This is a genomic window from Qipengyuania sp. SM2512 (assembly GCF_054954005.1).
Window position 1 is genome coordinate 2,195,414 of sequence record NZ_CM143134.1, and the last position, 24,517, is coordinate 2,219,930.

The following is a 24,517-nucleotide window of genomic DNA, read 5'->3' on the forward strand; positions in this document are numbered from 1 at the left end:
GCTGGCACAATGCTGCAGGGTGGCAATGAGCGATATGCGATCCAAGACGTTTCTGTCGGACTGGTTCCGCAAGCATATGCCCACGCGCGAGCAGATGGGGCGGAACAAATATCTTCAACCGATCGCGCACCGGTTCCTGAGCCCTGAACTGTGGCGTTTCACCCGGCGCTCGGTCCCTCGCGGCGTCGCGCTCGGCCTGTTTGCCGCGTTCATCGTGCCGCTTGGGCAGATTTTCCTCGCCGCCTTTCTCGCGCTCCCGGCGCGCGCCAATGTGCCTTTGGCAGCTGCGGTGACCTTCGTGACCAATCCCTTTACCTTCCCGTTCTGGTTGGTGGTGGCCAACAAGGTCGGAGCCACGGTGCTCAACATCGATGCCGCGGTCGGTGGTGGCGCCGCCTCGGAAATCGCGCATGACCGCGGGGCGCTGGCGGGGTTCTTCGAACTGGCCGGGCTGACCGCTTTCGGCTTCGTGGTTCTCGCGGTGGTGGGCGCGGCTGCGGGCCATCTCATCGCGGGTTTCATCTGGCGCAATCTGGTGATGCGCAAGCGTAAGCAACGTCTCGGCGCGATGGAAGAGACCGCAGGTCTGCCGGGCGCGGAGGACCGATGATCACTGCCGGCGACGATGGGCTCCTGCGACTGCCGCCGATTCCGCTGGTGATCGGCCTGCTTGTTGCAATGGGCCTGTCGGTCGGCTTGGTCTGGCTGCTGGGTTCGAGCGGGCTCATGGCCGCCGCCTACGCCGGGGGTTTGCTCACGCTCATGCTGGGCCTCTTGCTGATCACCCGGCTGAAGACGCCGCCAGCGGCCCGCGATCTTGCGCCGCCCGACTGGTCGGTGACGCATGCGGCGATCGAGAACAAGCGCGTCGCCATCGCGATTACCGATCGTGCCAACCGGCTGACCTGCGCCAATTCGACCTATCGCGACTGGTTCGGCATCGATGCCGAGCCGCAGGCGCTGGCGCTCGACGAGCGCGGGCGCGAAGCCGCGAACGCCGCCGCGCGGGCGGCATGGCGGGACGGACGCGGCGAGGTCGAACTGCTGCGTCTGGCGCAGAGTGAGCGGACATTTCGCCTCACGGTCGAGCGCAGCGGTCGGGGAGAGGACTATTTGATCTGGCGGTTTCGCGAGATCATCGAGCATCGCAGCTACGACGGCGTGGCGGAAAGCATTGCCGGCCCCTTCGGCGCCACGATGTCGCGCGCAGGGTTGGAAGTCGCGCTGGTCGCTCCCGACGGCGTCGTGATCGAGCATAGCCGGGGGCTGGCCGAGCGGACCACCGGGCAGGCGGACAAATCGCTATCGGGCAAGGATTTCGTCCAATTGCTGCGGTCCGACGACCGCGATCGCATCTACTTCGCGCGCGAAGGCCAGCAGGGTTCGCCGCAGACACTGGTCCACATCCCGCTCGACGAACCGGGCGCCAAGCAGGTCAGCGGGGCCGACGAGGCGCCCTCTTTGATGCTGCTGGTCGACAGCAGCGTGGGCGTCGGCGGCGCGTGGGAAGGCAGCGGGCGCGCGGCGGTTCCGCAGCTCGAAGCGCTGCTATCGGCGCTGCCGCTGGGTCTGGCCCTGACCGATCGCGACGGCCGCTTCCTGTTCGCCAACAAGGCGTTCCTGCGGGCCATCGAGCGCGAGAAATCCGGCCTGCCGCAATTCCCCTCGGATCTGGTGGTCGCGGAAGACAAGGCGGCGATGTCCGATACCGTGCGCCGCTTCGCCAAGGGGGTCGCGGCGAGCGGCGACATGGCGGTGCGGCTGGCGGGCGACAAGGAAGAGCCGGTGAGCATCGGCCTCGCCGGAGTGCGCGGGCTCGGCGATGCCGCAGTTCTCTTGTCGCTATCTGACTCGACCGAGGAGAAACGCCTGCGCCGCCAGGTGGCGCAGGCCACCAAGATGCAGGCGGTCGGCCAACTGGCGGGCGGCGTGGCGCACGACTTTAACAACGTCCTCACCGCGATCATCGGCTATTGCGACCTGATGCTGCTGCGCCATACTCCCGGCGACAGCGATTACGACGACATCCAGCAGATCAAGGCCAATTCCAACCGCGCCGCCTCGCTCACCCGTCAGCTGCTCGCCTTCAGCCGCCAGCAGACGCTGCGGCCGGTGGTGCTGCAGATGCCCGACGTGGTCAGCGAGGTCAGCCAGCTGCTCAAGCGGCTGATGGGCGGCAGGGTCGAGTTCTCGGTGCGTCACGATCGCGAGCTCGGCCCGGTCCGCGCCGATCCGCAGCAGCTCGAGCAGGTGATCATCAATCTCGCGGTCAACGCGCGCGATGCGATGCAGGCCTATGCCGAGCGCAAGGGGCAGCCCGATCTCAAGGGCCGGCTGACGCTCGCCACCCGGCACGTCTCGGCGCGCGACGCGCGCAAGATGGGCATCGATATCATGCCCGCCAACGACTACACCGTGCTCATCGTTCAGGACACCGGCGGCGGCATCCCCGAAAACGTCATCAACAAGATCTTCGAGCCGTTCTTCACCACCAAGGAGCAGGGCAAGGGCACCGGACTGGGGCTCTCGACGGTCTATGGCATCGTCAAGCAGTCCAACGGGTTCATCTTTGCCGACAACGTGCCGGGACCCGACGGCACACCCGCGGGCGCGCGCTTCACCGTCTACCTCCCCGTTCACAAGGGCGAAATGCCGGCCCCTCGGCGACGCGAGGAAGTCGAGGATGCCAAGGCGAGCGACTGGTCGGAGGGCGGCAATCTGCTGCTGGTGGAAGACGAAGACATGGTCCGCGCGGTGGCCGAGCGGGCGCTGACGCGCGCCGGCTATTCGGTCACCCCCGCCGCAGATGGCGAGGCCGGGCTGGCGGCGGTGGCCAATAGCGGGATCGAGTTCGACCTCATCGTTTCGGATGTGGTGATGCCCGCGATGGATGGGCCGGCGATGGCGCGCGCGGTCCGCCGGGTGAAGCCGACGATCCCGATCCTGTTCATGTCGGGCTATGCCGAGGAACAACTGCGCAACGAAATCGACATCGAGAACATGCACTTCATTCCCAAGCCCTTCAGCGTCCAGCAGATCAGCGAGAAAGTCGCCGAAGTGCTGAGCGGGCAGGGCAAGACCAGGCGCTGAACGGCGCTTCCGAGAAATTTTCTCGTTCCACTCTTGTTCCGGTGGAACAAACGCGGTACATACTCTCCCGTTGATGAGTCGGCAGCGGCTCTGGTCAAGCGCAGGAGGGAATGTCATGGCGGCAAGTCTGAAGCTCGTAAAAGACAAGGAAGTCGACGTGGACCGTCAAAAGGCACTCGATGCCGCACTCGCGCAGATCGATCGCGCATTCGGCAAGGGCTCGGCGATGAAGCTGGGCCAGAAGGAAGCGATGAACATCGAGTCGATCTCGACCGGATCGCTCGGGCTCGATATCGCGCTCGGCGTGGGCGGCCTGCCCAAGGGGCGCGTGATCGAAGTCTACGGCCCCGAAAGCTCGGGCAAGACCACGCTCGCGCTGCATGTCATCGCCGAAGCGCAGAAGGGCGGGGGCACCGCTGCCTTCGTCGATGCCGAGCATGCGCTCGATCCGGTCTATGCCCGCAAGCTGGGCGTCGATATCGACGAGCTGATCGTGTCGCAGCCCGACACTGGCGAGCAGGCGCTCGAAATCGTCGATACGCTGGTCCGCTCGAACGCGATCGACGTGCTGGTGATTGATTCGGTCGCCGCCCTGGTGCCGCGCGCCGAGATCGAGGGCGAGATGGGCGACAGCCATGTCGGGCTCCAGGCCCGTCTGATGAGCCAGTCGCTGCGCAAGCTGACCGGCTCGATCAGCCGCTCGAAATGCATGGTGATCTTCATCAACCAGCTGCGCATGAAGATCGGCGTGATGTACGGCAATCCCGAGACCACCACCGGCGGCAACGCGCTCAAGTTCTACGCTTCGGTCCGGCTCGACATCCGCCGCACCGGACAGATCAAGGACCGCGACGATATCGTCGGCAATTCGACCCGCGTGAAAGTGGTCAAGAACAAGGTCGCACCGCCGTTCAAGCAGGTCGAATTCGACATCATGTATGGCGAGGGCATCTCCAAGATCGGCGAGATTCTCGATCTCGGCGTCAAGGCCGGGATCGTCGAGAAGTCGGGTTCCTGGTTCAGCTACGACAGCATAAGGATCGGCCAGGGCCGCGAGAACGCCAAGACCTATCTGAAGGAAAATTCCGAAGTTTGCGACCGGTTGGAAGCCGCCATTCGCGGCCGCACCGACGAAGTCGCCGAGAAGATGATGACCGGTCCTGACGCGGAGGACTGAGCGCATCTTCTCAAGCGGACGCCGCAGCCGTCACCCCCGGCTGTCCCCATAAGCGGCGTTCGGACACGCGGAAAGCCGCCGTGCGCAAGAACATGCCCCACCAGGCCCCTTGTTGCGGCGGCTTTTCGCTGCGTGTCTCACTGTGCGTCCCGCTGCGTGTTCCGGCCGCGAGGACCCGAAGGGTAGCTATCGGATGATCTCACATGGTGATGGCCCCGCCGGTGCGGATGGCATAGGCTTGGTCCCGAGCCAGCGCCAGAACCAGCGCCCGGACCAGCGGCCCAACCAGCGAGGAATCCCAGCATGACCATCACCGTCCACCATCTCAACAACAGCCGCTCGCAGCGGATCCTCTGGCTGCTCGAGGAACTGGGCGCCGACTATACGATCGTTTCCTATCAGCGCGATGCGACCACCAATCTCGCGCCGCCCGAACTCAAGCAAGCGCACCCGTTGGGCAAGTCGCCGGTGATCGAGGACGGCGGCCTTATGGTCTCGGAAAGCGGCGCGATCATCCAGTATCTGTGCGAACGCCACGGCGGCGATGCCTGGCTGCCTTCGCGCGACAGCGCGCAATGGGTCGAATTCCTCGAATGGATGCAGTTCGGCGAAAGCAGTTTCTTCGTCCCCGTCATGCTCAAGCTCTATAGCGCGCGGCTGGGCGAGGCCGCCGCGCCGCTGATGCCGCGGATCGACGAACAGCTCGAGGCGCATGTGATGTTCACCGAACGCGAGCTGGGCGACGATCTTCATTTCGTCGGAAACGACTGGTCTGCCGCCGATGTCCTGATGAGCTTCCCCGCCGAGATCGCGGTCATGCAGGGCTATGCCGAGCGAGCGCCAAAGCTGGCGCGCTTCGTCGAGGCGGTCCATGCCCGCCCCGCATGGCAGCGCGCGCGCGAGCGCGGCGGTCCCTATTTCGGCTGGTAGCGGGCGGGGCCGGGGGCGTCCGACGCTTCCGGCCCGGTTCGGCGATCACCGCAATCGGATACTCCGCGCTTGTCGCTCGCGCGGCGATTGCCTAACTGCGCCTCATGACATCGACCAACGACATCCGCCGGTCCTTCCTCGACTATTTCTCCGCCGCCGATCATGCGCAGGTGGCGTCCGCGCCGCTGGTGCCATTCAGCGATCCGACGCTGATGTTCGTCAATGCCGGCATGGTGCCGTTCAAGAACGCCTTCACCGGGCTCGAAACTCCGCCGAGCCCGCGCGCGACCAGCAGCCAGAAATGCGTCCGCGCCGGGGGCAAGCACAACGACCTCGACAATGTCGGCTACACCGCCCGCCACCACACCTTCTTCGAGATGCTCGGCAATTTCAGCTTCGGCGATTATTTTAAAGAGCAGGCGATCGAGCATGCCTGGAACCTGCTCATCAGGGAATGGGGTCTTGCGGCGGACCGGCTCACCGCCACCGTCTATCACACCGACGACGAAGCCTTCGCGCTTTGGCGCAAGATCAGCGGCCTGCCCGAGGAGCGGATCATCCGCATCGCCACGGCCGACAATTTCTGGTCGATGGGCGACACCGGCCCCTGCGGTCCGTGCTCGGAAATCTTCTACGACCACGGCGAGCACATCTGGGGCGGCCCTCCGGGTTCGCCGGAAGAAGATGGCGACCGTTTCGTCGAGATCTGGAACCTGGTGTTCATGCAATTCGAGCAGCAGGCCAATGGCAGCCGCGAAGCGCTGCCCAAGCCCTCGATCGACACCGGCATGGGGCTCGAACGCATCGCCGCGGTGCTCCAAGGCGTCCATGACAATTACGACACCGATACGTTCAGGGCGCTGATCGCCGCGGGCGAAAGCCTGACCGGCGTTCCGGCGCAGGGCGACAACACCGCCAGCCACCGGGTGATCGCCGATCATCTGCGGTCGACCAGCTTCCTGCTTGCCGACGGCGTGCTGCCTTCCAACGAAGGGCGCGGCTATGTGCTGCGGCGGATCATGCGCCGCGCGATGCGCCACGCGCATCTGCTCGGCACCGCCGAGCCGCTGATGCATCGGCTGGTCCCCGCGCTGGTTACCGAGATGGGCCAGGCCTATCCCGAGTTGCAGCGCGGACAGGCGCTGATCGAGGAAGTGCTCGAGCGCGAGGAGACGCAGTTTCGCCGCACGCTCGACAAGGGGCTGCGCCTGCTCGACGAAGCCACCGGCGCAATGGGCGAGGGCGGCACGCTCGACGGCGCCACCGCGTTCAAGCTCTACGACACCTATGGCTTCCCCTACGATCTCACCGAGGATGCGCTGCGCAGCCGCGGCATCGCGGTCGATCGCGATGCCTTCGACGCCGCGATGGCGCAGCAGAAGGCCGCAGCCCGCGCCGCATGGAAGGGCTCGGGCGAATCCGCGAGCGAGGAGGTTTGGTTCGACATCGCCGATCGCGAAGGCTCGACCGAATTCACCGGCTACAGTTCGACCACGGGCGAGGGCGCGGTGATCGCGATCGTCCGCGACGGAGCCGAGGTCGAGAGCGCGAGCGAGGGCGAGACGGTCATCCTGCTTACCAACCAGACGCCTTTCTACGGCGAGAGCGGCGGTCAGACCGGCGATTCGGGGCGGATCTGGACCCCGGAGGGGATCGAATTCGCGGTCGAAACCACCAACAAGCCGCTCGGGCGGCTGCACACCCATGTGGGCCGCGTCACCAAGGGCGCGGTGAAGCGCGGGGATACCGTCCATCTCGCAGTCGATGCCCAAAGGCGCGACCGCATCCGCGCGAACCATTCCTCGACCCATCTACTCCACGCCGCGCTGCGCGATCAGCTCGGCGAGCATGTGACGCAGAAAGGCTCGCTGGTTGCGGACGACCGCTTCCGGTTCGATTTCTCGCACCCCAAACCGCTCACGCCCGTGGAAATCGCGGCGGTTGAGGCCGAGGTCAATGCGGAGATCCGCGCCAATGAGGCGGTCCAGACGCGGCTGATGACACCCGACGACGCGGTCGCGGCCGGCGCGCTGGCGCTGTTCGGCGAGAAATACGGCGACGAGGTGCGCGTGCTGTCGATTGGCACCGGGCGCGATGGCCGTCGCAACTATTCGGTCGAGCTGTGCGGCGGCATCCATGTCGAGGCGACAGGCGATATCGGTCTGTTCAAGATCGTCTCGGACAGCGCCGTGAGTTCCGGGGTGCGCCGGATCGAGGCGGTAACCGGCGAAGCGGCGCGCCAGTGGCTCGGCGCGCGCGATCAGGCGCTGCAGGCGATCGCCGGCACGCTGCGCACCTCGCCCGACGAGGCCGCGGCGCGGGTCGAAGCTTTGGTCGAGGAACGCAAGAAGCTCGAAAAGGAACTCGCCGAGGCCCGGCGTGCGCTGGCGCTCGCGGGCGACGGAGCAAGCACGAACAGCGAGGCAGCCGCGGACGAAGACATCGGCGGGGTGGCCTATTCGGGCAAGGTCATCGAGGGGCTGGACCCCAAGGACCTGCGCCCGCTGCTCGACGAAGCGAAGAAGCGGATGGGTTCGGGCGTGGCGGCGATCTGCGCGGTCAACGACGGCAAGGGTGCCTTCGCGGTTGCGGTTACCGACGATCTCACCGGTCGGTTCGACGCCGTAGCGCTGGTTCGCGCGGGCGTGGAGGCGCTTGGCGGCAAGGGCGGCGGTGGCCGCGCCGACATGGCGCAGGGCGGCGGGCCGGACGGCGCAAAAGCGGCGGACGCCATCGCGGCAGTGCGCGAGGCACTGGCGAGGCAGTCCGCCTGAGTTTGCCCGTCTGGGTTCTTGCTAGCGGCTCGGCGTGGTTTTGGTCACGCCGCTGCTGCCCTGTTCGATATCCATCCCCCCGGTGTCGCCGGGCTTGCCGCGGTCCTTTCCGCTCTGCTGCGGATCCTGGACGTTCTGCGGCTTGAATTTTTCCTTGTTGGGGGTCGGTTTGGTGGGGTCGTGGTCGGCCATTGCGGTTTCTCCTTGATCGTTCGTCGTACAGGCCCAACGCACGGGCCGGGCCGGAGTTCACCGCTCGGTTGCGGAAAGATCAGGATTGGGCGGTGCTGGTTCGCAATTTGGGCTTGTAGGCGAGCGCACCCTCTTCTTCGATCTGCACGCGATACTCGTCGCGTTTCTCGTGGATTGAGGCGATCACCGGCCCCATTGCCACGCCGATATCGACCAGCACCGCTTCGCTGAGCTGGAGCGAAGCCTCGAGCGCTTCGGGCACCGCATGGCTGGCTCCGGCGCGGTAGAGCTCCGCCGCGTGCCGCGTGTCGCGCGCGCGGGCGACGATCAGCAGATCGGGATATTCCTTGCGGAGTCGTGCGACCAAGCGCTGCGCGAGCACCGGCTCGTCCATGGTCAGCACCACTGCCAGCGCGTTCTCGACTCCAAGCTTGCTGAGCGCCGCGCCGCGCGCCGCATCGCCGAAAGTGGCGCGAATGCCGGCGCGCCTGGCGCTGACGATGAGGTCGGAGTTGGAATCCAGCGCGACATAGGGCTTGCCGTGCTTCTCCAGCATGCGGGCGACGAGGCGGCCCACGCGCCCGGCGCCGATGATGATGACTCGCGGGTCTCCTTCGTCTTCGGGCGGCAGGTCGGGGATCGCCTCGACCCGGCGCCCGATTACGCGCCCCAGACGCGCCAGAAGCGGCGTGACGGTGAGGCCGATCGCGGTGACGATCTGCCAGAACTGCGCGGTTCCTGGCTGGATCAGCAGTGCCGATCCCGCCGCCGCGAGCACGATGAGCGTGGTTTCCGAAGGGCTCGCCATCAGAATGCCGGTCTCGGCAGCAGTAGAGCGCCGCGCGCCCATCAGCCGCAGCAACATGCCCGTCACAAGCGCTTTGAAGACCAGCACGCCCACTACGGCGGCGGCGACCGCACCGATGTTTTCCCAGATCGTGGTGAGGTCGATGCTCATCCCCACGGTGATGAGGAAAATACCCAGCGCGAGCCCCTTGAAGGGTTCGATAATGCCTTCGACTTCGGTGTGGTATTCGGTCTCGGCGATCAGCAGCCCCGCGATCAGCGCGCCGACGATCGGCGACAGGCCGGCCAATGCCGTGGCGAGGCTGGCCCCGATCACCACCAGCAGGCTGGCGGCAAGGAACAGCTCGGGGCTCTTGGTTCGCGCCGCTTGCGCGAACAGGCGGGGCAGGGCGATCCGGCCGACAACCAGCAGCACGGTGATCACCGCCGCTCCGAGCAGAAGGGTGTCGACCAATCCCTCCCAGCCTTCGGCCTGCGCGGTCGGTCCCATGGCGCCCAGAATGAAGATGATCGGGACAATCATGATGTCTTCGAACAGCAGCATCGACAAGGCTGCGCGCCCGACAGGACTGTTGGTGCCCGAGATCGGCAGCACGATGGCAGTGGAGGAAAATGCAAGCGCCAGACCCAGCGCCAGCGCGCCGGTCCAGTATTGTCCCATCATCCCGAGGAAGATCGCCAGCAGGGTGCCGATTATAACCAGTTCGAGCGCCCCGAGCCCGAAGACCAGCCTGCGCATCTGCCACAATCGGTTGAAACTCAATTCCAGCCCGATCGTGAACAACAGCAGGATGATACCAAGCTCGGCGAAGGGCTCCAGCGCCTCCGGGTCGGTGATCGTGATGTGGGTCAGCCAGGGTCGCTCGAACACGAGCTGCCCCAGACCATAAGGGCCGACCGCGATGCCGATCAGGATGAAGCCGATCACCGGGGTGATGCGGAAGCGGGTGAAGATCGGGATGACGAGCCCCGCCGCGCCGAGGATCACCAGCGCGTCGGAGAGCATGGGGGTTGCTTCGATTTCGCCAGCCATGGCTAGCGACTAGCCGGGGCGGGCCTTCCTGTCACCACGCGCGGCTCTCGTTGCGCGCGGAAAGTATCAGCCGCCGCCGACCGAATGGGGGCCCAGCGGTTCGGTGCGCGGGCGCGGCTTGCCCGCGTGGTCGCCGTCCTCGTCCCACTCGATCCGGTAGAGATCGAAGCGGCGGTCGGCGAGATTGCGCACGGTGCCTTCGGCGCGGGCCCAGGACAGATCGGCGAGATTGACGTCGCTGATGGTCAGCGTCTCGACATTCTCGGTCGCCTCGGCGGCGATCCCGTCGCGCGCGAAGGGGAAGTCGCACGGCGTCAGGATGCAGCTCTGCGCATACTGGATGTCCATGTTCGCGACGTTGGGCAGATTGCCGACATTGCCGCTCAGCACCACGAAGCACTGGTTCTCGATCGCGCGCGCGGCCGAGCAATAGCGGACCCTGAGATAGCCCTGGCGGCTGTCGGTGCAGAACGGCACGAAGATGATCCGCGCACCCTCGTCGGCCAGCTTGCGCGAGAGTTCGGGGAATTCGGAATCGTAGCAGATCTGCACGCCGATCGGGCCGCAATCGGTCTGGATCACGTTGATCTTGTCGCCGCCGCGGATGTTCCACCAATAGCGCTCGTTGGGCGTGGGGTGGATCTTCTCCTGCTCGTGAACCGAACCGTCGCGCAGGCAGACATAGGCGACGTTGTGGATGTCGCCGTCCTCCATCCGGGTGGGATGCGAGCCCGCGATGATGTTGATGTTGTAGCGCATCGCGAAGTCCGAAATGTCGGTCTTCAATCGCGGGGTGTACTCCGAGAGCCGCTCGATCGCCTCCATCGGCGACAGTTCCTTCTCCTCGAAGCTGAGCAGCATCAGCGTGAACAGCTCGGGGAAGACGATGAAATCGGCCTCGTAATCGCTGGCGACATCGATGAAATAGCGGATCGCGCGCAGGAATTCGTCGTAATCCTTCACCGCGCGCGCCTGCAGCTGGCAGGTCGCGACGCGGACCGATTCGACCCCGCGCGGGATGCGCATCTTCACCGGCGTGTCGCGCTCGACATAGGGGTTGCGCCAGACCATCTTGACCGCATTGCCCGCCGAGCGCTTGTCCTCGGGCAGATAGCCTTCGAGGATTCCGACCGCTTCGAACCCGTTGGCGAGCTGGAAGCGCAGCACCGGATCGTGGATCTTGCCCGCGATCACCTGGTCGAGATAGTCCTGCGGGCCATCGACCTTGCGCTGGTGGCGGCGATAGTTGGGCATCCGCCCGCCGAACACGATGCCGGTCAGCTCGCGCTCCTCGGCCAGCGCGCGGCGCTCCTCGTAGAGCCGCCGCCCGATGCGCACGCCGCGCACCTTGGGGTCCACGCACATCTCGTAGCCGTAGAGCCAGTCGCCGGTCGGATCGTGGCGGCTGCCATAGCCATTGCCCGAGATCTCGTCCCAATCGTGCGGTGCGAACACCACCGGCTCGGGCAATTGCATCGAGGCGCAATAGCCCACGACCTCCTCGTCGAGCAGCGCGACGAAGCAGCCCTCGGGGAAATTGTTGATCTGCCCGCGGATCTCGCTCTGCTTGTAGGCGGGCAGATCGTCATAGGCGCGGCGCACCAGCGCGGCGATGCCGCGGATGTCCTTGATCATCGCCTGCCGCACGAGCAGCCGCGCCTTGCCGACCTTCTCGCCGCTGACGCGCGCGGAAGGACGCTTCTTCGGAGCCTTGGCCATTGAGTTCAGCTCCCTGAAAACGGGAACCGGAGCCTCAGCTCCAGTTCGCCATTTCCGTCTCGAGATTGTCGACGATCGCCTGGAAGAACTGCTCGGTGGTGAGCCAGTTCTGCTGCGGACCGATCAGCAGCGCCAGATCCTTGGTCATCTGGCCGTTCTCGACCGTCTGAATGCAGACCTTCTCGAGCGTCTCGGCGAAACGGACCACATCGGGCGTCTCGTCGAACTTGCCGCGATACATCAGCCCGCGGGTCCAGGCGAAGATGCTGGCGATCGGGTTGGTGCTGGTCGCCTTGCCCTGTTGGTGCTGGCGATAGTGGCGGGTGACGGTGCCATGCGCGGCCTCGGCTTCGACGGTCTTGCCATCGGGGGTCATCAGCACGCTAGTCATCAGCCCGAGCGAGCCGAAGCCCTGCGCCACGATGTCCGACTGGACGTCGCCGTCGTAATTCTTGCAGGCCCAGACGAACTTGCCGCTCCACTTGAGCGCGGAGGCCACCATGTCGTCGATCAGGCGGTGCTCGTAGGTGATCCCGGCCTTGTCGAAATCGGCCTTGAACTCGGCCTCGAAGATTTCCTCGAACAGGTCCTTGAAGCGGCCGTCGTATTTCTTAAGGATCGTGTTCTTGGTCGAGAGATAGACCGGCCATTTGCGGTCGAGTCCGTAGGCGAAGCTGGCGCGCGCAAAATCGCGGATCGAATCGTCGAGATTGTACATCGTCAGCGCGACGCCCGGGCTGGGGAAGTCGAACACGTCGATGTCGATGTTCTGGCCGTCCTCGCCCTCGAACACCATCCGCAGCTTGCCCTTGCCGGGGATCAGCGTGTCCTTGGCGCGGTACTGGTCGCCGAAGGCGTGGCGGCCGACCACGATCGGGTCGGTCCAGCCGGGCACCAGCCGCGGCACGTTGTCGATCACGATCGGCTCGCGGAACACGACGCCGCCCAGGATGTTGCGGATCGTCCCGTTGGGGCTGACCCACATCTTCTTGAGCCCGAATTCCTCGACCCGCTGCTCGTCCGGCGTGATCGTGGCGCATTTGACGCCGACGCCATGCTCCTTGATGGCATTGGCGGCATCGACGGTGATCTGATCGTCGGTCTCGTCGCGCTTTTCGATCGACAGGTCGTAATACTTCAGGTCGATATCGAGATAGGGAAGGATCAGCCGCTCGCGGATCCACTCCCAGATGATCTTCGTCATTTCGTCGCCGTCGAGTTCGACGACCGGGTTCTTGACCTGAATTTTTTGCATGAGTGCCCTGCTTGTCTAGAATGTCCGAGAATATGTGAGTCCCGCGCGCTTTAGCAGAGCGAGGGGAGGGCGCAAGGCGAGGGGCCGACAGTTTGGGGCGGGGTCGGAGGTCTCAGGGATCTACCCGCCCGAACCCGCCTCCCAGCGCCACGAAGAGCGTTGCGCGGTTCTGCAGCCAGGCGCGGCGGGTGGCGAGCAATTGCTGCTGCGCGGCGAACAGGTTGCGCTCCGCGTCGAGCACTTCGAGATAATCCGCCACGCCTTCGCGGTAGCGCAGCCGCGCGATCCGCGCGATCCGCTCCTGCGAGGCTACCGCCGCCTCGAGCGTGACGACCTGTTCGGCCAGATAGCGCCGCCCTGCAAGCGCATCCGCCACCTCGCGGAACGCGGTCTGCACGGTGCGTTCGTAATCGGCGACCTCCTCGACCGCGAGCGCTTCGGCCAGATCGAGATCGGCCGCGCGCGCGCCGCCATCGAATATCGGCAGGCTGATCGAGGGGCCGAAGCTCCAGCCCAGCCCGTCGGTGCCGAACAGTCCCGAGAGGCTGGTGGATGACAGGCCGGCACTGCCGGTGAGCGAGATGCTCGGGAAGAAGGCGGCCCGGGCGGCGCCGATATTGGCGCGTGCTGCGCGCAGCTGCTCCTCGGCGGCGGCGATATCGGGGCGGACCAGCAGCAGCTCCGATGGCAGACCGGCAGCCAGACGGACTTCGTTTCCTTGCGCGGCGAGCGCCAGCCCGGCGGGGAGGCTGTCGGGTTCCGCACCGCCGACCAGCACGGCAAGCTGGTTGCGCAATTGCGCCAACGAAAGCCGCTCGGCCGCCAATTGCTGCTGGGCCTGGGTCAGCAACGTCTCGGCCTGGCCGAAGGGGAGCGCCGAGGTGACCCCGGCATCGAGCCGCAGCCGCGCGATCCGCAGACCTTCCTCGCGGCTCTCGGCGGTCGCCTGCGCGAGCGCGATCTGTTCCTCGGTCTCGACGATCTCGTAATAGGTGGTCGCTGTGTCGGCGATCAGCGACAGGTAGAAGGCGCGCTGCGCCGCGACGGTGGCGAGATACTGCGCCCGCGCCGCTTCGCTCAGATTCGCCAGCCGGCCCCAGAAGTCGAGTTCGAAGGCGCTGACACCGACGCCGATGTCGAAGCGGCTGAAGGTGGTCGCGCCGATGCCGCCATCCACGCCGCCGATCGGCACGCTCCCCGCCGCCTGCCTCGTGCGGAGCGCATTGGCATTGGCCACCACAGTCGGAAGTTCGCGGCTGTCCTGAATGCGATAGCGCGCACGCGCCTGCTCGATGCGGGCGGTGGCGGCCATCAGATCGCGGTTGTTCGCCAGCGCGGTGGCGACCAGCGCTTCGAGGCGCGGATCGGTGAACCAGTCGCGGTAGGACAGCTGCGCGGCCACCGCCTCGCCGTCGGTGTCGAACAGTTCGGGAAAGGCGGGTGCGACGGGGAGCTCGCGCAGCTCCGGCTTGGGCGCAAGATTGGTGCAACCGGTCAGCGCGGTCCCCAGCAGAGCGAGGGCAATGATCCGTCTCATCGGGCGGGTTCCTCTCCGGACACTGTTTCTCCGGGCAGCGTGTCGATCTGTTCGTCGCGGTGACCGGCGGGAACCGGCTCCTTGCGGCTCAACCGCTGGCGGACCAGCAGATAGAGCGCCGGAATGATGAAGATGCCGATCGCGGTCGCCGCGATCATTCCGCCCATCACACCCGTGCCGACCGCGATCCGGCTGGCCGCGCCGGCGCCGCTCGACAGCACCAGCGGGACCATGCCCATCGAGAAGGCGAGCGAGGTCATGATGATCGGCCGCAGCCTGAGCCGCGCCGCGGTCTTGACCGCCTCGGCGATCGATTTGCCCCGTTCCTCCTCCTCGATCGCGAATTCGACGATCAGGATCGCGTTCTTGGCGGCGAGGCCGATGATGGTGATCAGGCCGACGTTGAAATAGACGTCCGCCGACAGACCCCGCAGCATCGAGAACAGCACCGCTCCCAGGACGCCCATCGGGACGATCAGCAGCACCGCGAGCGGGATCGTCCAGCTTTCGTACAGCGCGGCAAGCACCAGGAAGACGACCACCAGCGACAGGCCTAGCAGGAGCGATATCTGCCCGCCGGCCTGCTTCTCCTCGAAGGAGATGCCGGTCCATTCGAAGCCGATACCCTGAGGCAGCTGCCCGGCGAGCCGTTCCATTTCCTCCAGCGCGGCACCCGAGGATTCGCCCGGTGCGGCCATCCCCGAGAGGGTCATCGCCGGATAGCCGTTGTAGCGCGCGAGGCTCCCCGGAGCGGCGGACCATTCGACTTCGGCAAAGGCGCCGAAGGGGACGAGCTCGCCCTGCTGGTTGGGTATGCGCAGCGCGAGCACGTCGTCGGGCTGCATGCGATAGGGCGCGTCAGCCTGAACGAGCACCTGCAGCACGCGCCCCTCGCGGTTGAAGTCGTTGGCATAGGCCGAGCCGAAATTGATCGACAGCGCCGTGTTGACCTCGGCCAGCGAGAGACCCAGCGCACGCGCCTGGACCCGGTCGATCGTGACCTTGAGTTCGGGGCTGGAGCCCTGATCCTCGGGGCGGAGGTTGGCGATTGCCGGGCTTTGCGAGGCCATTCCGAGCAATTGATCGCGGGCAGCGATGAGCGCTTCGCGCCCCAGCCCGCCGCGGTCCTGCAGCTTGAGCGTGAAGCCGCTCGCCTGCCCTAGCGACTGGATCGCGGGCGGCTGGATCACGAAGGCGGTCGCGCCATCGACCTGCGAAAACGCGCCCATGGCACGCCCGAGCACGGCTTCGGCACCGCTCTCCGCGCCGCCGCGTTCGTCCCACGGCTTGAAGGAAGCGAACATCAGCGCGTTGTTCTGGCCCTGGCCAAAGAAGCTGAAGCCGCGAACCACGACGAGGCTCTCCACCTCCTCCTGCGCCAGCCAGTAGCTGGTGATCGGCTCCAGCGCCTCGTCGGTGCGCTCGACCGTCGCGCCCGGGGGCGCCTGGACGGCGGTGATTAAAAAGCCCTGATCCTCGCTCGGGAGAAAGGCGGTCGGCAGCCGCATGAACAGCAGCAGCGTGACGGCGGCGAGCGCAACGAAGATCGCGAAGGTCCGCAACGGACGCGACAGGAGAGCGTCATTGGCGCGGCCGTATTTGCCGGTCATTCGGGCAAACCAGCGGTTGAAGCGGGCGAAACCGCGCGCCGACAGACTGCGCAGCCGGTCGATCGCGCCGCGCCATCCTTCGCGCGGCGTCCGGGGCTCGGGCAGAATTGCGTCGGGGGCGGCCTCGTCCGGGCCATGGTCCAGCGGCTTGAGGAAGGTCGCGCACAGGGCGGGTGTCAGCGACAGCGCGAGCACCGCGGAGAAGAAGATCGAGATCGCGAGCGTGACCGAGAACTGGCGGTAGATCCCGCCGGTCGAACCGGGGAAAAAGGCCATCGGAATAAAGACCGCGATCAGCACCAGTGTGATGCCGATGATCGCGCCGGTGATCTGGTCCATCGCCTTGCGGGTCGCCTGGAGCGGGGGAAGCCCCTCCTCGCGCATGATCCGTTCGACATTCTCGATCACCACGATCGCGTCGTCGACCAGAATGCCGATCGCGAGCACCATGCCGAACAGCGAGAGCACGTTGATCGAGAAACCGAACAGCCACAGCCCGAGACAAGCGCCGGCAAGCGCGATCGGGACGACCAGCGTCGGGATGAGGGTCGCGCGCCAGTTCTGCAGGAACAGGAACATCACGAGGAAGACCAGCACCATCGCCTCGATCAGGGTGACCACCACCTCGTCGACCGAAGCCTGGACGAAGGGCGTGGTGTCGTAGGGCACCGACCAAGCGACGTCGGCCGGAAGCCCGCTGCCGATTTCTTCCATCCGCGCGCGAATGCCTTCCGCCGCGGCCAGCGCATTGGCGCCGGTGGCGAGCTGGACCGCCATGCCCGCCATCGGCTGGCCGTTGAGCGTGGTGGAGGTGGCGTAGCTCTGCGCGCCGATCTCGACCCGCGCGACCTCGCCCAGCCGCACGACCGCCGCGCCGGAACTGGCGCGCAGGATGATGTTCTCGAATTCCTCGACCGTGGTGAAGCGGCCCTCGGTCGAGATGGTGGCGTTGATCTGCTGCCCGTCCACGATCGGCAGCGTGCCGAGCGCACCGCCCGCGGTCTGGCTGTTCTGCTCGCGGATCGCGCCCAGGACATCGGAGGGGGACAGGCGGTAGGATGCCAGCGCCTCGGGATCGAGCCAGATGCGCATCGCATATTGCGATCCGAACAGCGTGACGTCGCCGACGCCGGGGACGCGGCGCAGTTCGTCCACCACCTGGTTCGACGCGATATTGCCCAGATCGGTGGTCGAGAGATTGCCGCTTTCGGAGGTCAGCGCCACGATCATCAGGAAGCCGGCGTTGGCCTGGCGGACGGTTATGCCCTGGCGCCGGACCTCTTCGGGCAGCCGCGCCTCGACCGTGCTCAGCCGGTTCTGGACTTCGGTCTGTGCGACATCGACATCTGTCCCCGCCTCGAAGGTCAGCGTGATCGATGCGGTGCCGTTGGAATTGCTGCTCGACGCCATGTAGAGGAAACCCTCCACCCCATTGAGCTGCTGCTCGATCACCTGGGTAACGTTTTGCTCCAGGGTCGCGGCGTCGGCGCCGGGATAGACCACGCTGATGGTGAGCGAGGGCGGCGCGACCTGCGGGTATTGCTCGATCGGCAGGGCGCGCAGCGCCATGATCCCGGCGAGCAGGAGGCCGATCGAGATCACCCAGGCGAAGATCGGCCTGTCGATGAAGAAGCGTGCCATGATTTACTGGCCCCCGGCGGCAGCGGGCTGCGGACGGGCCGCGCGCCCGGTCTTCGTGTCGGCCCGCGTGACGGGGGCGCCGGGGCGGATTTTCTGCAGATTGCTGACGATGACCACATCGCCGGGACGCAGCCCGCTCTCGATCACCCAGCGCCCGTCGACCATGGCGCCCAGCTTGACCGGTCGCAATTCGGCGAGTCCTTCGCGGTTCATCACGAACACCGAGCCGCCGTTCTCGTTGACGGTGACCGCGCGCTGCGGGACCGCAATCCCGCTGGTCACCTGCCCGGCATAGATCTGCGCGCGGACGAATTCGCCGGGAAGCAGCAGGCCGGTGGGGTTGGGGAATTCGGCGCGCAGTTCGACGGTACCGGTGTCCTCGTCGACGGAGAAGGCGAGGAAGTCGATATAGCCGGGGATCGGATATTCGGTGCCGTCGGCGAAAGTGAGCCGGACCTCGACCCGGTCGTCCTCGCCGAGATCGAGCTCGCCCGCGGCGATGGCGCGGCGGATGGCCAGCACCTCGCTCGCCGACTGCGCGAAGCTGACGTAGACCGGCGAGATCTGCTCGATCTGCGTCATCATCGTTCCCTCGGCCTGGCTTACCAGCGCCCCTTCGGTCACCAGCGCGCGACCGGCACGGCCGGCGATCGGGGCGCGAACCGTGGTGTAGCCAAGCTGGAGCGAAGCCGATTCGAGCTGCGCGCGGATCTGCGCGACATTGGCCGCCGCTTCGCGCGAAGCGGCCACGGCGGCATCGTACTCCTGACCACTGATGGCGTTCTCTTCCACCAGCGGGCGGTAGCGATCGACCACGGCGCGCGCGTTGGCGGCAGTGGCACGGGCGCGGTCGAGGCTGGCTTCGATCTGCGCGGAGCTGGCGCGCAGCTCGCGAGGATCGATGCGGAACAGCGGCTGGCCAGCCGAGACGTCGGTACCTTCCTCGTAAAGCCGTTCCTGGACGATGCCGGTTACCCGCGCGCGCACTTCGGCTTCGCGCACCGGCTCGACGCGGCCCGGCAGTTCGATGACATTGGGTATCGCCTCGCTGGCGATCGTGATGGTCTTTACCGGAATCGGCTGCGGAGCTGGGGCCTCTTCCTCGGTTGCGCAGGAAACCAACAGGATGCTGGCAAGCAGGCCGGCTAGATAACGCATCGCGAGTGGACTTTCTGAGGGAAATTGTGCAGGTGCGAAGGTGTAATAGGAATTACACCTGTAGTGCGCAACCGCTTTTCATGGAAAAAGAGGAGTGATGATCGAAACTGCAACCGAAACAGACCGGCTGGACCGCCGCCGACAAGCGATAGTCGAATCGGCCCGCGCGCTGTTCGTCGAACAGGGTTTCGAGCGCACGACGCTCGGCCATATCGTCGATCGCGCCGGTGGCTCGCTGGCGACGGTCTACAAGCTGTTCGGCAACAAGGAGGGATTGCTCGACGCGGTGGTCTTCGACCAGGCCGGATCGGGGGAAAGCCTCATCCGCGAGGTCGCTTCCGAGGGTGCGCTGCCCGCCGAGACGCTGCGGCGCATTGCCGCGAAGCTGCACCAGCGGCTGCTCGATCCGGGAGAGGTCGCGCTGGTGCGGATCGTGATCGCGCGCAGCATCGAGGACCCGACCTTCGCGCGGCGTTTTTTCGAGACCACCGCCATGTGCACGCGCCAAGCGCTGGAACGAATCTTCGTCGCCTGGAGCGAAGCGGGAGTCGCGATGGAAGGGGACCCCGAGATGCTTGCCGAAATCTTCCTCGGTCTCATCATCAGCGATTTGCAGACCGAGGCAATAAGCCACGGTGTCGCGGGAAAGCCGTCACAAGAAAGGTTGGCCCTGCGAACCGAATTCTTTCTCAAGGGTTCCGGCTTGCTTGAGTAGCGTGGGTGCTTCCGGTGGAGCAGAGGACCGCCGGAAGCAGCAGAGGATCGCTCAGCAGTTAGCGACCGCGTCCTCGATCCCGTCGTATATCGACGCGAGATCTTCGTCGGAAACGCAATAGGGCGGCATGACGTAGACTGTGTTGCCGAGCGGCCGCAGCAACAGGTCGGACTGGCGGAAACGGGCCAAGAGTTTGGGGCCGAGATCGGACAGATAGCCACTATGGCTGTCCTCGATTTCGACCGCTGTGATCGTACCGGCTCGGCGGGCGTTCGCAATTCGCGGATTTTGCGCGAGCTTCTCAAGGTGTCGCGTCTGACGCTCGGCGAGCCTGCCAACGCGTTCGATCACCGGCTCGTCCTGCCAGATTGCGATGTTCGCGGCTGCGGCGGCGCAGGCCAGTGGATTTGCGGTGTAGCTCGACGAGTGAAAGAACATCCGCGCACGATCCTGCGAGAGATGGGCCGCAAAGATCGGTTCGCTCGCCATGGTTACCGCAAGCGGCATGGCTCCCCCCGTCAGACCCTTGGAGAGACAGAGAATGTCCGGGACGATCCCCGCCTGCTCGCAGGCAAGCAGAGTTCCTGTGCGGCCCCAACCGGTCATCACCTCGTCGGCGATGAACAGCACATCGTGCGCGGTGCAGATCCGGCGCATCTCTGCCAAGATCGCGGCATCGTAGATCTTCATGCCGCCCGCGCCGCAGATCAGCGGCTCCACGATGAGCGCCGCCGGGTCTTCGCGGCACAGCGCGGTCAATCTCTCGAGCGTGGCCGCCCCGTCGCCGGCGGGAAAGGGTAGCGTCTCCACATCGAACAGCAGCGGTGCATAGGCGGCGTTGAACACGCCGCGCGCACCCACCGACATCGCGCCGACCGTGTCGCCGTGATAGGCGTGCTCGAGCACGAGTATCTTGTGCCGCGGCCGGCCCGTGTTCGCCCAATATCCGAGCGCCATCTTGAGCGCCACTTCGACGCTGGTCGATCCGGAATCGGAGAAGAAGATCCGCGTCAGTTCGTCGGGCATCAATTCGCGAAGCCCGCGGGCCACGGCTTCGGCGGGTTCGTGGGTCCAGCCGGCGAAAATGATCTGGTCGAGATTGCGGGCCTGCTCGGCGATCGCCGTCATGATCCGCGGGTGGCAGTGTTCGTGAGTGGTTACCCACCAGGACGAGATGGCGTCGACGATCCGGCGGCCGTCTGCGATAAAAAGCGCCGCACCCTCGGCTCGCGCAACCTGCGGGCTCGGCTCGCCAAGCCCGTGCTGGGTAAAGGGATGCCAGATCGGGGAAGCGGTCAAGAGAAGCACTCCACGCGGAAATTGGCGGCGAAGGCGGCTGAGAGCGTCTCTGACGTCAGCGGATCGAGCAAGGGCAACCGGCCAAGCCGGCGCACGTCTCCGAGACGGGCGATAGTGCTCTCGCTTTCCTCGTTCTGTTCGCCGACGAAGGCGACACCGAAAATTGCAACGCCGCGGTTTCGCAAGGCCTCGATCGTCAGCAGACTGTGGTTGATCGTCCCGAGGCCCGTGCGGGCGACGATGATCGCAGGCAGACCCCAGCGCGCGAAGACATCGGCGAAGAGGACGTCCCGCGTCAACGGCACGAGCGCTCCGCCGGCGCCCTCGATCACCAGCGGGCGGAGCGGTGGCGGTCCGAGCCGCACCGGATCTATGGTGACACCGTCGCGCGCAGCCGCCTCGTGGGGAGAGCAGGGCGTGGTCAGCCGGTAGGTTTCGGGCAAGATGTTTGCAGCCGGGAGCCCGCTGAGCGCCGCAACGCGCTCGCGGTCGCTGCCATCCGCGAGGCCCGCCTGGACCGGCTTCCAGTAATGCGCCTTCAGCGCGCCCGCTAGACCCGCCGCGAATACCGTCTTGCCGATCTCCGTATCGGTGCCCGTAACGACGAATGCCGGCTCGCTCGTCGGCCTGCTCATGGCACGACCTCGGCCAGAGCTTTTGCCAGCGCGGCAATATCCTGTGCATCGATGTTGAGGGTGATCGAAATGCGCAGGCGCGACGTTCCTTCCGGTACGGTGGGCGGCCGAATGCCGCGAACGTCGAAGCCTGCGGACTGAAGCCTCTCTGCCACCGCCATCGTCGGGGCCGGGTCGCCGATAACCAGCGGGAGGATCGGCGAAGCTGTTCTGCGAGCCCCCAACGGAGCGAGTTGGCGTTCTGCTTCGGTCACAAGCATCTCAAGCCTCGTCCGCCGTTCGGGTTCGGCGACCAGGATACGCAGCGCTTCGCGAACAGCGCTCGCCATGAGGGGCGAGGGCGCGGTCGAGAAGATGAAGCCGCGCCCGCGATTGACGAGAAAGTCGCGCACGATCCGCGGACCGCACACCAGCGCACCTTCGCATCCCAGCGCCTTGCCGCAGGTTTTCAACGTCACGACATTGTGGTTTCCGTCGAGCGCGGCTGCCAACCCGCGTCCGTCGGGTCCGAAGGCCCCGGTCGCATGGGCTTCGTCGATCAGCAGGATCGCTTCGTGGCGCTCGGCGATCGTGGCAAGGTCGGATAGCGGAGCTTTTGCGCCATCCATGCTGTAAAGGCTTTCCACCGCAATCCATGGTCGCCCGGTGCCGCCCGAACGCCGCCAGGTCGTGATCGCAGCCTCGAAAGCGTTCACGTCATTGTGCGGAACGGCGATCGCTTCGCAGCGCGCCAGACGAAGGCCCTCATGCGCGCTGGCATGGATGAGTTCGTCGTGGACGATCAGGTCCCCCGCCTGCGGCAGTGTCGAAAGCAACAGCGAGTTGGCGGTGAAGCCTGAAGAGCAGTAGAGCGCCGCTTCGGTGCCGAAGAATGCGGCTGCCTCGGATTCGAGCGCTTCATGCTCGTTATGGTTGCCGCGCAACAGCCGCGACCCGCCCGAGCCCACCGGAACCCCCCGCGCAATCGCCTCGCCGATCGCACGCGACAGACGCGGCGAACCGGCCAGGCCCAGATAGTCGTTCGAAGAAAAGTCGATTCCCCGGCGCTCCTGCAGTCGCCTGACTCTTCCTTCGGCCGAAAGCCTCTGGAGATCGGCAGCCTGGTTCGCAAAAAGCCCGGGATTCTTTGCCATCGACGAAACCCGGCGGGTGGAGGCATTCATATCGATCCGCATGCGCGGGCCTCTGCCCGAGGCTCACCGCGAACTCAACCGAGGACGCGGTCGTAGCCATCGCCTGCTCTCCTATGGTAACGTTACGGCAAGGGCTCCACTTCGAAGGCCCGCACTCCATTCCGCGCCGGAAAACTCTTGCAACGATTGGTTGCAACCATCGCACCGCGTGGGCCTTCGCAGATCATGTTCGATCAACGGGAGTCTTTAACATCCGCAGCCCAAGGGGGGGCTGGCATCCGCAATGAGAAATCATCTACCCGTCAAGCAACCGCAGTGAATTTCTGCCAGGCATGCGCGGTGCGCGATCGGGCGATCTGCGCCGAGCTTGAGGAGGCCGAAATCCTGCTCCTGAACGATATCGGTCGGCCCATGCATCTGGAACCCGGCGAACGCCTCCTGTGGGAAGGCGAGGATGCGGTCCTGGTGGCGAATGTCGTGGACGGTATCATGAAACTGTCCACGCAGACCGCGGACGGCAAGGAACAGATACTCGGCCTGGCTTACCCCTCGGACTTTCTTGGCCGGCCGTTCGGGCCGACCACGCCTTATGGCGCGGAAGCCCTTATCAGCACGCAGGTTTGCGTGTTTCCGCGCCTCGAGTTCGAGCGCTTTGCGCGCGAGCATCCGCGGCTGGAGCACAAATTGCTCGAGCGGACCCTGACCGAACTCGACCGCACGCGCCGCTGGATGCTTTTGCTCGGGCGGATGAATGCGGAACAGAAGCTGGCGAGCTTTTTGCTCGAAACCGCCGAACGCCTCGTGCCCCCTCCGTGTGGTTCCGCGGCCGGGGGAGGCCCGCGCGAGTTGACGCTGCCGCTGTCGCGTCAGCAGATCGCCGATATTCTGGGTCTGACGATCGAGACGGTCAGCCGCCAGTTCACCAAAATGAAGAACGAGGGGCTGATCGAAGTCCTCGGTCGCAGGGAGATCGCGATCCTCCAGCCCGAGGCTCTGGAGGACCGCGCCGGATAGGCTTCTCCCGCCAGTCGTTGTTTCGTCTAGAACCGGTAGGCCAGACCTGCGCTGACGACCCACGGGTCGAGCCTGTGCTTGGTCTGGATCGCGACCGTATCGCCCACGAACCAGCGGGCCGTGGTATCGATGAAATAGCGCTTGGCATCCAGGCTGACGCCAAAACCGCGATCGTTGAGAGGAATATCCACGCCCGCTTGGAGCGCCAGGCCGAACTCGTTCGACAGGTCGAAATCGGTCACTCCGAGGGGCAGAGTGGCGGCGCCCGGGTCCTCGCCCAGGAAGATGAAGTAGGCCGCTCCGGCGCCGATATAGGGCTTCATCACGCCGAGATCGAAATGGTATTTGGCGGTGATCGTCGCCGGGATCAGTTTCGCATCGGCGACCAGTTCGGCCCCGGGCAAACCGCTGACGCCGTCGACATCGTGCTGCGTCAGGCAACAGATCGTTTCGAGCGAGAGGTTATCGGTCAGGAAATACTCGATGGCGAGGGTCGGCACGACATTGTCGTTGGCCTTGGTCTGGGTGCCTGCAGGCAGTCCGACATTGTCGACTTCGACTTCGACGATTTCGCCGTCGGGCAACACACCGGTTGCGAAGGCTTTGACCTGCACGGAACCGCTGCGATCCTGTGCGGCGGCTGTGGCGGGCAACAGCGACGCGCCCAGTATCAAAGCGCCGACCATGGCTGAAGTTTTCATTTTCCTGTCCTGGCGATGCAGTGGCCACCCCTTGCGGCCCATTCGCTTGCATCGACGCGCGCTCCATCGCGCCGATCGGACCAGAGTTCATTGATCG

The 24,517-nt window shown here is 65.7% G+C and carries 18 protein-coding genes; 7 read left to right on the top strand and 11 right to left on the bottom strand.

The window, feature by feature from the left end:
- The first annotated feature begins 25 nt into the window (after window positions 1-25).
- From ACQ5J0_RS11045 to alaS, 5 genes are all read left to right on the top strand, one after another.
- Window positions 26-610 (top strand): DUF2062 domain-containing protein, encoded by a 585-nt coding sequence (locus ACQ5J0_RS11045; RefSeq protein ID WP_462567533.1) that lies wholly within the window; start codon window positions 26-28, stop codon window positions 608-610.
- On the top strand, window positions 607-3,090 hold the full coding sequence (locus ACQ5J0_RS11050; RefSeq protein ID WP_462567534.1) for a response regulator: 2,484 nt from the start codon (window positions 607-609) through the stop codon (window positions 3,088-3,090). Before ACQ5J0_RS11045 ends, ACQ5J0_RS11050 begins: the two co-directional genes overlap by 4 nt.
- Before the next feature lie 115 nt (window positions 3,091-3,205).
- On the top strand, window positions 3,206-4,267 hold the full coding sequence (gene recA / locus ACQ5J0_RS11055) for a recombinase RecA (RefSeq protein WP_462567535.1): 1,062 nt from the start codon (window positions 3,206-3,208) through the stop codon (window positions 4,265-4,267).
- A gap of 303 nt (window positions 4,268-4,570) precedes the next feature.
- Window positions 4,571-5,197 carry a glutathione S-transferase family protein gene (locus ACQ5J0_RS11060; protein WP_462567536.1) on the top strand — a complete coding sequence of 209 codons (627 nt, stop codon included), beginning with the start codon at window positions 4,571-4,573 and terminating at the stop codon, window positions 5,195-5,197.
- A gap of 104 nt (window positions 5,198-5,301) precedes the next feature.
- Window positions 5,302-7,971 carry an alanine--tRNA ligase gene (alaS, locus tag ACQ5J0_RS11065; protein WP_462567537.1) on the top strand — a complete coding sequence of 890 codons (2,670 nt, stop codon included), beginning with the start codon at window positions 5,302-5,304 and terminating at the stop codon, window positions 7,969-7,971.
- A gap of 21 nt (window positions 7,972-7,992) precedes the next feature.
- Here the strand turns inward: alaS and ACQ5J0_RS11070 are convergent, their stop codons facing one another.
- The 7 genes from ACQ5J0_RS11070 to ACQ5J0_RS11100 all read right to left on the bottom strand — a co-directional run bounded on the left by ACQ5J0_RS11070 (window position 7,993) and on the right by ACQ5J0_RS11100 (window position 18,923).
- The gene (locus tag ACQ5J0_RS11070; RefSeq protein ID WP_462567538.1) at window positions 7,993-8,163 is read right to left on the bottom strand and encodes a hypothetical protein; all 171 of its coding nucleotides are present in this window, start codon (window positions 8,161-8,163) and stop codon (window positions 7,993-7,995) included.
- Window positions 8,164-8,242: 79 nt separating this feature from the next.
- Window positions 8,243-10,003, bottom strand: a complete 1,761-nt coding sequence (locus ACQ5J0_RS11075) for a cation:proton antiporter domain-containing protein (protein WP_462567540.1) — start codon at window positions 10,001-10,003, stop codon at window positions 8,243-8,245.
- 66 nt (window positions 10,004-10,069) lie between these two features.
- Window positions 10,070-11,722, bottom strand: coding sequence for a GNAT family N-acetyltransferase (locus tag ACQ5J0_RS11080; protein ID WP_462567541.1), 1,653 nt, complete (start codon window positions 11,720-11,722; stop codon window positions 10,070-10,072).
- 34 nt (window positions 11,723-11,756) lie between these two features.
- The gene (locus tag ACQ5J0_RS11085) at window positions 11,757-12,977 is read right to left on the bottom strand and encodes an NADP-dependent isocitrate dehydrogenase (protein ID WP_462567542.1); all 1,221 of its coding nucleotides are present in this window, start codon (window positions 12,975-12,977) and stop codon (window positions 11,757-11,759) included.
- Between the two features lie 112 nt (window positions 12,978-13,089).
- Window positions 13,090-14,514 (bottom strand): efflux transporter outer membrane subunit, encoded by a 1,425-nt coding sequence (locus tag ACQ5J0_RS11090; RefSeq protein ID WP_462567544.1) that lies wholly within the window; start codon window positions 14,512-14,514, stop codon window positions 13,090-13,092.
- Window positions 14,511-17,765 (bottom strand): multidrug efflux RND transporter permease subunit, encoded by a 3,255-nt coding sequence (locus ACQ5J0_RS11095; RefSeq protein WP_462567545.1) that lies wholly within the window; start codon window positions 17,763-17,765, stop codon window positions 14,511-14,513. The genes ACQ5J0_RS11090 and ACQ5J0_RS11095 overlap by 4 nt, the downstream gene beginning before the upstream one ends.
- A gap of 3 nt (window positions 17,766-17,768) precedes the next feature.
- Window positions 17,769-18,923: an efflux RND transporter periplasmic adaptor subunit gene (locus tag ACQ5J0_RS11100; RefSeq protein WP_462567546.1), complete on the bottom strand. Its 1,155-nt coding sequence runs from the start codon at window positions 18,921-18,923 to the stop codon at window positions 17,769-17,771.
- Window positions 18,924-19,020: 97 nt separating this feature from the next.
- On the opposite strand from ACQ5J0_RS11100, the gene ACQ5J0_RS11105 reads away from it, so the two are divergent.
- Entirely contained in the window at window positions 19,021-19,638 is a 618-nt protein-coding gene (locus tag ACQ5J0_RS11105; RefSeq protein ID WP_462567547.1) for a TetR/AcrR family transcriptional regulator, read from the top strand.
- A 51-nt stretch (window positions 19,639-19,689) separates the two neighbouring features.
- On the opposite strand, the gene ACQ5J0_RS11110 is transcribed toward ACQ5J0_RS11105, so the two are convergent.
- The 3 genes from ACQ5J0_RS11110 to ACQ5J0_RS11120 are packed head-to-tail and all read right to left on the bottom strand — an operon-like array spanning window position 19,690 to window position 22,705.
- Window positions 19,690-20,937, bottom strand: coding sequence for an adenosylmethionine--8-amino-7-oxononanoate transaminase (locus tag ACQ5J0_RS11110; protein ID WP_462567548.1), 1,248 nt, complete (start codon window positions 20,935-20,937; stop codon window positions 19,690-19,692).
- Complete coding sequence (gene bioD / locus ACQ5J0_RS11115; protein ID WP_462567549.1) at window positions 20,934-21,572, bottom strand: dethiobiotin synthase; 639 nt, start codon at window positions 21,570-21,572, stop codon at window positions 20,934-20,936. Before bioD ends, ACQ5J0_RS11110 begins: the two co-directional genes overlap by 4 nt.
- Window positions 21,569-22,705: an 8-amino-7-oxononanoate synthase gene (locus ACQ5J0_RS11120; RefSeq protein ID WP_462567550.1), complete on the bottom strand. Its 1,137-nt coding sequence runs from the start codon at window positions 22,703-22,705 to the stop codon at window positions 21,569-21,571. The genes bioD and ACQ5J0_RS11120 overlap by 4 nt, the downstream gene beginning before the upstream one ends.
- A gap of 225 nt (window positions 22,706-22,930) precedes the next feature.
- Here ACQ5J0_RS11120 and ACQ5J0_RS11125 point away from each other — a divergent pair, with 225 nt between their 5' ends.
- Window positions 22,931-23,719: a Crp/Fnr family transcriptional regulator gene (locus ACQ5J0_RS11125; protein ID WP_462567551.1), complete on the top strand. Its 789-nt coding sequence runs from the start codon at window positions 22,931-22,933 to the stop codon at window positions 23,717-23,719.
- A gap of 26 nt (window positions 23,720-23,745) precedes the next feature.
- Here ACQ5J0_RS11125 and ACQ5J0_RS11130 read toward each other — a convergent pair whose 3' ends face one another.
- Window positions 23,746-24,462 carry an OmpW/AlkL family protein gene (locus ACQ5J0_RS11130; RefSeq protein ID WP_462567552.1) on the bottom strand — a complete coding sequence of 239 codons (717 nt, stop codon included), beginning with the start codon at window positions 24,460-24,462 and terminating at the stop codon, window positions 23,746-23,748.
- Between the last annotated feature and the right edge of the window lie 55 nt (window positions 24,463-24,517).

Coding starts and splice junctions, on each gene's coding strand:
- ACQ5J0_RS11100 (WP_462567546.1), bottom strand. CDS start 18,923: ATGCGTTATCTAGCCGGCCTGCTTGCCAGCATCCTGTTGGTTTCCTGC.
- ACQ5J0_RS11095 (WP_462567545.1), bottom strand. CDS start 17,765: ATGGCACGCTTCTTCATCGACAGGCCGATCTTCGCCTGGGTGATCTCG.
- ACQ5J0_RS11125 (WP_462567551.1), top strand. CDS start 22,931: ATGTTCGATCAACGGGAGTCTTTAACATCCGCAGCCCAAGGGGGGGCT.
- ACQ5J0_RS11070 (WP_462567538.1), bottom strand. CDS start 8,163: ATGGCCGACCACGACCCCACCAAACCGACCCCCAACAAGGAAAAATTC.
- bioD (WP_462567549.1), bottom strand. CDS start 21,572: ATGAGCAGGCCGACGAGCGAGCCGGCATTCGTCGTTACGGGCACCGAT.
- ACQ5J0_RS11060 (WP_462567536.1), top strand. CDS start 4,571: ATGACCATCACCGTCCACCATCTCAACAACAGCCGCTCGCAGCGGATC.
- ACQ5J0_RS11045 (WP_462567533.1), top strand. CDS start 26: ATGAGCGATATGCGATCCAAGACGTTTCTGTCGGACTGGTTCCGCAAG.
- ACQ5J0_RS11085 (WP_462567542.1), bottom strand. CDS start 12,977: ATGCAAAAAATTCAGGTCAAGAACCCGGTCGTCGAACTCGACGGCGAC.
- ACQ5J0_RS11080 (WP_462567541.1), bottom strand. CDS start 11,722: ATGGCCAAGGCTCCGAAGAAGCGTCCTTCCGCGCGCGTCAGCGGCGAG.
- recA (WP_462567535.1), top strand. CDS start 3,206: ATGGCGGCAAGTCTGAAGCTCGTAAAAGACAAGGAAGTCGACGTGGAC.
- alaS (WP_462567537.1), top strand. CDS start 5,302: ATGACATCGACCAACGACATCCGCCGGTCCTTCCTCGACTATTTCTCC.
- ACQ5J0_RS11130 (WP_462567552.1), bottom strand. CDS start 24,462: ATGGGCCGCAAGGGGTGGCCACTGCATCGCCAGGACAGGAAAATGAAA.
- ACQ5J0_RS11050 (WP_462567534.1), top strand. CDS start 607: ATGATCACTGCCGGCGACGATGGGCTCCTGCGACTGCCGCCGATTCCG.
- ACQ5J0_RS11105 (WP_462567547.1), top strand. CDS start 19,021: ATGATCGAAACTGCAACCGAAACAGACCGGCTGGACCGCCGCCGACAA.
- ACQ5J0_RS11075 (WP_462567540.1), bottom strand. CDS start 10,003: ATGGCTGGCGAAATCGAAGCAACCCCCATGCTCTCCGACGCGCTGGTG.
- ACQ5J0_RS11120 (WP_462567550.1), bottom strand. CDS start 22,705: ATGGCAAAGAATCCCGGGCTTTTTGCGAACCAGGCTGCCGATCTCCAG.
- ACQ5J0_RS11090 (WP_462567544.1), bottom strand. CDS start 14,514: ATGAGACGGATCATTGCCCTCGCTCTGCTGGGGACCGCGCTGACCGGT.